Raw genomic sequence first — 7,008 nt, 5'->3', positions numbered from 1 at the left:
TCACCCTCGCCCGCGGCGAACAACCACCCCTCGAACACGTCGAACTCGCCACCCAACTCATCACCCGCGCCAGCACCGCCCCACCCCACCACCCACACCCCTGAACCCCACCGAGAACGGCCTGCCGCTCCGGACACGATTCGTATGACGTCTCACGTCAAGCAGGCCGACGCGTATACTGACCTGGCTTGTGGCGCCGCTGGTCGGGACCATCGGAGGGGACAGGATGACGGCATCCGATCAGGTGGCGCCGAGCGCCTCGGCACCACCGGCCTGGGTACGGCGTCCGGCCAACCTGACGAGCGCGCTCACGGCCGAGTTGGTCGAACGCGTCGTCCGCGGGGTGCACCCGCCGGGCTCGTCCCTGCCCTCGGAGCCGGCCCTCTGCGAGGCGTTCGCGGTGAGCCGGACGGTAGTCCGCGAAGCCGTGAAGGTGCTGCAGGAGAAGGGCTTGGTGCAGGTCCGCCAGGGCGCGGGCACCGTGGTGACCCCGCCGGCCCAGTGGAACCTGCTCGACGAGCTGATCCTGGTGGCGACCATCGCCGAGGACGAGAGCCTGGCGATCCTCGACGACCTGGTCGTCACGCGGCGGCTGCTGGAGTCCGACATGGCGAACGTCGCAGCTCAGCTGGCCACCCCGGACGTGGTCGAGCGGTTGCGCACGCTCGTGGACCGGATGGACGATCTCGTCGACGACCACGTCACGTACGCCGAGCATGACCGCGCCTTCCACGACGCGGTTATGCGGGCCTCGGGGAACCGCATCGCTCGCGCCGTGGTGCGCGCCCTGGAGAGCCAGGTGATCAGCAGCGCCCGGTACATCGGCCGGCCCGAGCGCGGCATGTGCGTCGCGTCCAACCAGGGTCACCGGCGCGTCTACGAGCGGATCGCCGCCCACGACCCGAGCGGCGCGGCCGAGGCGATGTTCACGCACATCACCGACGCCTGGCTGGTCCGCCGGAGCGCTCCCGGCAGCCCCGAGCGCCTGCGGCGCCAGGGCAGGTCCGCGGCCGGTCACGCGCCGGCACGGGCGCGGGGGTCCGCCGAACCCGTAGACATGTGACGTATGTTGACCCCCTCGGCTGACGCGCCTATGATCCGTCACGTCTGAAGTGTCAGTCGGCGTTCGTGATGTCGAACGAACGAGCTGACCGGAGTGGCCGGTGCCTGCCCCACGGGTCCGCTCACGACACGTACGCGCACCATTCGTTTGCTCCGGTGAGTCTCCCCCCACGCACCGCCAGGTGCTGGACTCCTGAGGACGCAGGATGCCGCCTGGGTGGGCCTTGCCGGCCGAGCCGCCATGGAGATCTCCGTGTCAGTCCGTCACTTCCACCCCCGGGTCGGCAGGAACCCGATGACGGCGGCGCCCGCCAGCCCAGGGCGCGCCATCGCGCCCCGAAGGCCGTTGGCGCCACCGCCGTCCGCCCTGGTCTAGACCGCACCACAGACCCGCCGCGCCACACCGGTCGACTGCAGCGACCGTGTGGTGGGGCGCCGGTGCCACCCAGGGCCAGCCCTCCCACACACCAGCCCCTGTGGCTGGCCCTGGGCAGGCGCCCGTTCGACGCGCCCGCCCTGTACCGGCGCCGCACCACCGAGCCGATCTCTGCGCTACGGAGGATTCACATGTACAAACGACTGAAAGGGCTCGTCGCCGCGGCGGCCTGCTCGTTGCTGGCGGTGGCGGGTGCGGTGACGTTGCTGTCGCCGGCGTCGGCCGAGACCGACGCGTCCGCGGGAGCCGCCGCCGCGGCGGAGTTCCAGCAGGTGACGCTGGCCAAGGGCGTCGCCGAGACGGGCGAGCCGATGTCGCTGGCCGTGCTGCCCGACCGCTCGGTGCTGCACACCTCCCGCGACGGCACCGTGCGGGTCACCGACCCCGAGGGCAACACCAGCGTCGCCGGCCAACTCGACGTCTACACCCACGACGAGGAGGGCCTCCAGGGCATCGGCGTCGACCCCGACTTCGCCACGAACCACCACATCTACCTGTACTACGCGCCCCCGCTCGACACCCCCTCGGGCGACGCCCCCAGCCAGGGCAGCGCGGCGGACTTCGAACCGTGGAACGGCGTCAACCGGCTCTCCCGCTTCACGCTCAACGACGACCACACCCTGGACCTCGACAGCGAGGTCACCGTCCTGGAGGTGGCCACCACCCGCGGCCAGTGCTGCCACGTCGGCGGCGACATCGACTTCGACGCCGAGGGCAACCTCTACCTGTCCACCGGCGACGACACCAACCCCTTCGCCTCCGACGGCTACACCCCCATCGACGAGCGGAGCAACCGCAACCCCGTCTACGACGCCCAGCGCTCCGCCGGCAACACCAACGACCTGCGCGGCAAGGTCCTGCGCATCTCGGTCAACGACGACGGGTCCTACGACATCCCCGAGGGCAACCTCTTCGAGCCCGGCACCGAGGGCACCCGGCCCGAGATCTACGCCATGGGCTTCCGCAACCCCTTCCGCATCAGCGTCGACAAGGCCACCGGCGTCGTCTACGTCGCCGACTACGGCCCCGACGCCGGCACCTCCTCCGCCACCCGCGGCCCCGGCGGCATGGTCGAGTTCGCCCGGGTGCCCGAACCGGGCAACTACGGCTGGCCCTACTGCGTCGGCGACAATCAGCCCTACATCGACTACGACTTCGCCACCGGCTCCTCAGGATCGGCGTTCAACTGCTCCTCCCCCACCAACAACTCCCCCAACAACAGCGGCCAGACCAGCCTCCCGCCGGCCCAACCGGCGTGGATCCCCTACGACGGCGGGTCCCGGCCGGAGTTCGGCTCCGGCTCGGAGTCGCCGATGGCCGGCCCGGTCTACAACTACGACCCCAGCCTGAACTCCGCCGTCAAGTTCCCCCAGGAGTTCGACGGCGACTTCTTCGCCCTGGAGTTCGGCCGCCGCTGGATCAAGAACATCGACGTCAACGACGACGGCAGCCCCGGCACCATCAACTCCTTCCCCTGGTCCGGCACCCAGGTGATGGACGCCGCGTTCGGCCCCGACGGCGCCCTGTACGTCCTGGACTACGGCACCGGCTGGGGCAGCGGCGACGCCAACAGCGGCCTGTACCGGATCGAGAACGTCTCCGGCGGCCTGTCCCCCATCGCCCAGGCGTCGGCCGACCCCACCTCCGGACAGGCGCCGCTGGACGTCGCCTTCACCTCCGAGGGCAGCAACGACCCCGACGGCGACTCCCTCAGCTACGCCTGGGACTTCGGCGACGGCGCCACCGCCACCGGCGCCAACCCCACCCACACGTACACCGACAACGGCGACTACACCGCGACGCTGACCGTCACCGACACCGACGGCCTGACCGCCACCGCCTCCGTCCCGATCACCGTCGGCAACACCGCACCGACCGTCACTCTGGAACTGCCCGCCGACGGCCAGATCGTCGACTTCGGCGACGCCGTTCCCTACGAGATCACCGTCACCGACCCCGAGGACGAGGAGATCGACTGCTCCCGGGTCACCCTGGCCTTCCTCATCGGCCACGACCAGCACGCCCACGAGCAGACCTCGACCACCGGCTGCACCGGCACCCTGCAGACCCTCTCCGACGGTGAGCACGACCCCAACGCCAACATCTTCGGCGTCTGGAACGCCGAATACACCGACGCCGACGGACTCACCGGATCCGACCAGCACCTCACCCAGACCAGCCAACGCCAGGCCGAGCACTTCTCCGACCAGAGCGGCGTCGAGGTCGCCAGCCACGACAACGCCCACGGCGGCCGCACCGCGGGCAACATCGAGAACGGCGACTGGATCGCGTTCGAGCCCTACCTGCTCGCCGACGCTACCGAGTTCACCGCCCGGGTCTCCTCCGGCGGATCCGGCGGAACCATCGAGGTCCGCGCCGGCTCGGCCGACGGGACACTGCTCGGCAGCGTCGAGGTCCCACAGACCGGTGGCTGGGAGACCTTCGAGAACGTGACGACGACCCTCTCCAACGCCCCCGCCGGGACCACCACGCTCTACCTGGTCTTCACCGGCTCCAGCGGCTACCTGCTCGACGTCGACGACTTCACGTTCACCACCGGCGGCGCGGCCTCGGGCGACCCCCACCAGTGAAGGGAGCACCCCCATGACGAACAACCTGACCCGTCGATCGCTCCTCGCCGCGGGCGCCCTGACCGCCGCGGCCCTGCCGGCGGCGACCGCCGCGACGGCCGCGACGGCCGCGGGCGCCTCGGCGGATCCGGGAGATCCCCCCTACGAGGTCCTCGTCTTCTCCAGGACGGCGGGCTTCCGACACGACTCCATCGAGGAGGGCATCACCGCGCTGCGGGAGTTGGGCGCCGAGAACGCCTTCACGGTGACCGCGACCGAGGACGCCACCGCGTTCACCGGTGACAACCTCGCCCGGTTCGCGGTCGTCGTCTTCCTGAGCACCACGGGCGACGTCCTCGACACCACCCAACAGGCGGCGTTCGAGGGCTACATCGCGGGCGGCGGCGGGTACGTCGGCGTCCACTCGGCCGCGGACACCGAGTACGACTGGCCCTGGTACGGCGAGCTGGTCGGCGCGTACTTCCAGTCCCACCCGGCGATCCAGGCCGCCACCGTCGTCGTCGAGGACCGGACGCACGACGCCACCGCCCACCTCGAGGCCACCTGGCAGCGCACGGACGAGTGGTACAACTACCGCGCCAATCCGCGCGAGAACGTCCAGGTGCTGGCCTCGCTGGACGAGTCCAGCTACAGCGGCGGGAGCATGAACGGCGACCATCCCATCGCCTGGTGCAGGGAGTACGGGGGAGGCCGCTCGTTCTACACCGGCGGCGGCCACACCGCCGAGTCCTACGCCGACCCGGCGTTCCGCCGCCATCTGCTCGGCGGCATCCGCTGGGCCGCGGGCATCGTCGGGGCCGACGGCCACGGCGGCGCGTCCGGCTCCGCACCGGTCATCTGACCGATCGGCGGGCCCGCCCACCCGCGGGCCCGCCCACCAGGACGACGGGGTGAGGATCTAAGCGGCGTCCTCACCCCGTCCCCCCATGCCCTCAGGGCCGGTCCGAGTCCCAGTCAGCCTCGGCATCGGCCCTGAGGGCGCTGCCCTGCGGCCTCAGACGGACCCCAGCTCGATCGCGAGGGCGTTGACGTAGGGAGTGGGGGCCCGCTCGGGCAGGTCGACGACCAGTGCGCCGTCGGGCATCCGGTCGAAGGCCACCGGCCCGGCACCCAGCAGCCGCACGGCGGCGACGCGGTGCTCGGGCGGGATACTGCCGATGACGACGCGGCCGTCCCTCGGCCAGGCCATCTGGAAGGCGTAGACGGTCCCGTCGCGTTGGGTGAGCCTCCGGTCGGCGGCGGTCCAGTCGACCCGGTCCTCGCGGAAGCCGTCGATGACGACGCCGCTGGGGCCCTCCGTGCCGTCGCGGTACGGCCTGGTGTGGTGGATGCCCTCGCCGCACACCTCCATCCAGTTCGCGAGCTCCGCCAGCAGGTGGCGGCATTCCTCGTCGAGGGTGCCGTCGGGCAGCTGCGGGATGTTCAGGAGCAGGTTGCCGTTCTTCGCCACGATGTCGACGAGGATCTCGATCACGTGGGCGGGGGTCTTGTAGACGGCGCGCACGTCGTAGAACCAGCCGCCGACGCAGGTGTCGGTCTGCCAGGGTGAGGGCGTGGCCCGCTCCTCCTGGCTGCGCTCGATGTCCAGCACCCCGATGGGCCGAAGGTGCTCCTGGCGGTCCTTGTGCAGGTAGACGGCCTGGTTCCGCCCGCCGTGCCCCGCGGCGCTGGTGTTGTACAGGTGGGCGGCGGCGCGCAGTCCGGCGTCGACGCCGTGCGGGCCGAAGGGCGGCGCGCCGTCGGAGTAGAGCAGGTCGGGCTGGTAGCGGTCGACCATCTCCGTCACCAGTTCCAGCCAGCGCCGGTGCCACCAGGGGTTCCCGGTGTACCAGGGGTCCACCGGCTCCGGCCGTCCCGGAACGTGGTGCTCGTGATTGGGCAGGTAGAGGTCCTCGAAGGCGGCGTCCGTGCCGTCGTAGGGCACTCCGGCCCGAGGGCCGTGGGCGTCGGCGCCCTTGTTGACGGACCACCAGCTGAACGTGGCGCCGAGGTGCTCGGTCAGTCCGAAGGGCAGGCCGTGCCGGCGGGCGGCGGCCTGCCAGAGGCCGACGATGTCCTTGCGGGGGCCGATCTGGGCCGCGTTCCAGCGGTGCAGCTGGGACGCGTAGGTGAGAAAGTGGTCGTGATGGGAGGCGAGCGCGACGAAATAGCGGGCGCCGGCGCGGGCATACAGATCCATCAGCCCGTCGGGGTCGAAGTTCTCGGCCTTCCAGAGCCGCACCAGATCCTTGTAGCCGAACTCCGACGGATGCCCGTATCTCCGTACGTGATAGCGGTACTGCTCGGAGCCCTCGATATACATGTTGCGGGCGTACCAGTCCCCGTACATGGGCACGGACTGGGGGCCCCAGTGGGACCAGATGCCCAGCTTGGCGTCGCGGAACCAGTCCGGGCAGACGAAACTGCCAAGGGATTCCAGCGTGGGCAGAAAGGGCCCGGGGCGTGGCTCGTCAGACACCGGTCATCACTCCGATACGCGTGTTCGTCCGTGCTGACGACGGTAAGCGCGGCGACCGGGCCGGGCCAATTGTCAGGGGTGGGCATCGCTGGTTCGTTTTCACCCTCTGGTTGGTCCCGGATATCGGCGTGGCCGGCCCGGCATCGCGAGCCTCGTGAACGAATGGTGCCTGCCGGATCTCCGGTCGCTCCCTCTCTACGGGCGGGTCAGCCGGTAGCTGGTGCCCGCGGTGGCGTCGAAGGTGACGGTGGTGGGATCGGTCCGGCGTGCGGCCACCACGTGGTCGTCGTCCGGCGCCGTCACCGTCATCGGGACGCTCGTGCGTACGGCGACGGTGTGGGCGTGGTGGGTGTGGAGGGTGGCGTGGGTGATCTCGCCGTTCTCCCAGGTGATGTCGATGGTGTCGCCGCCACGGGCGCGTAGTCCGGTGACCTGGCCGTTGGGGAGTTCGGGCGGGAGGG

The 7,008-nt window shown here is 70.8% G+C and carries 4 protein-coding genes and 1 pseudogene; 3 read left to right on the top strand and 2 right to left on the bottom strand.

All coding sequences use genetic code 11. The annotated features are described in order from the left end of the window. Positions 1-226: 226 nt before the first annotated feature. From ABGB06_RS39215 to ABGB06_RS39205, 3 genes and pseudogenes are all read left to right on the top strand, one after another. The gene (locus ABGB06_RS39215) at positions 227-1,063 is read left to right on the top strand and encodes a FadR/GntR family transcriptional regulator (protein WP_347600473.1); all 837 of its coding nucleotides are present in this window, start codon (positions 227-229) and stop codon (positions 1,061-1,063) included. A gap of 566 nt (positions 1,064-1,629) precedes the next feature. Next, on the top strand, positions 1,630-4,089 hold the full coding sequence (locus tag ABGB06_RS39210; protein ID WP_347600470.1) for a carbohydrate-binding protein: 2,460 nt from the start codon (positions 1,630-1,632) through the stop codon (positions 4,087-4,089). A 13-nt stretch (positions 4,090-4,102) separates the two neighbouring features. Further along, positions 4,103-4,873, top strand: a pseudogene (locus ABGB06_RS39205) (ThuA domain-containing protein); the annotation flags it as partial. Between the two features lie 210 nt (positions 4,874-5,083). Here ABGB06_RS39205 and ABGB06_RS39200 read toward each other — a convergent pair. Next, complete coding sequence (locus ABGB06_RS39200; protein WP_347600467.1) at positions 5,084-6,547, bottom strand: alpha-L-fucosidase; 1,464 nt, start codon at positions 6,545-6,547, stop codon at positions 5,084-5,086. Positions 6,548-6,742: 195 nt separating this feature from the next. Further along, the coding region (locus ABGB06_RS39195; protein WP_347600464.1) for a glycoside hydrolase family 95-like protein at positions 6,743-7,008 on the bottom strand (266 nt) is incomplete at its 5' end.

The sequence above is a fragment of the Streptomyces sp. B6B3 genome (genome assembly GCF_039871525.1).
Classification (GTDB): domain Bacteria; phylum Actinomycetota; class Actinomycetes; order Streptomycetales; family Streptomycetaceae; genus Streptomyces.
This window is presented reverse-complemented; position numbering and strand designations above follow the sequence as displayed.

Excerpts from the sequence above, each read along its gene's own strand:
- ABGB06_RS39215 (WP_347600473.1), top strand. The coding sequence starts at position 227 with ATGACGGCATCCGATCAGGTGGCGCCGAGCGCCTCGGCACCACCGGCC.
- ABGB06_RS39210 (WP_347600470.1), top strand. The coding sequence starts at position 1,630 with ATGTACAAACGACTGAAAGGGCTCGTCGCCGCGGCGGCCTGCTCGTTG.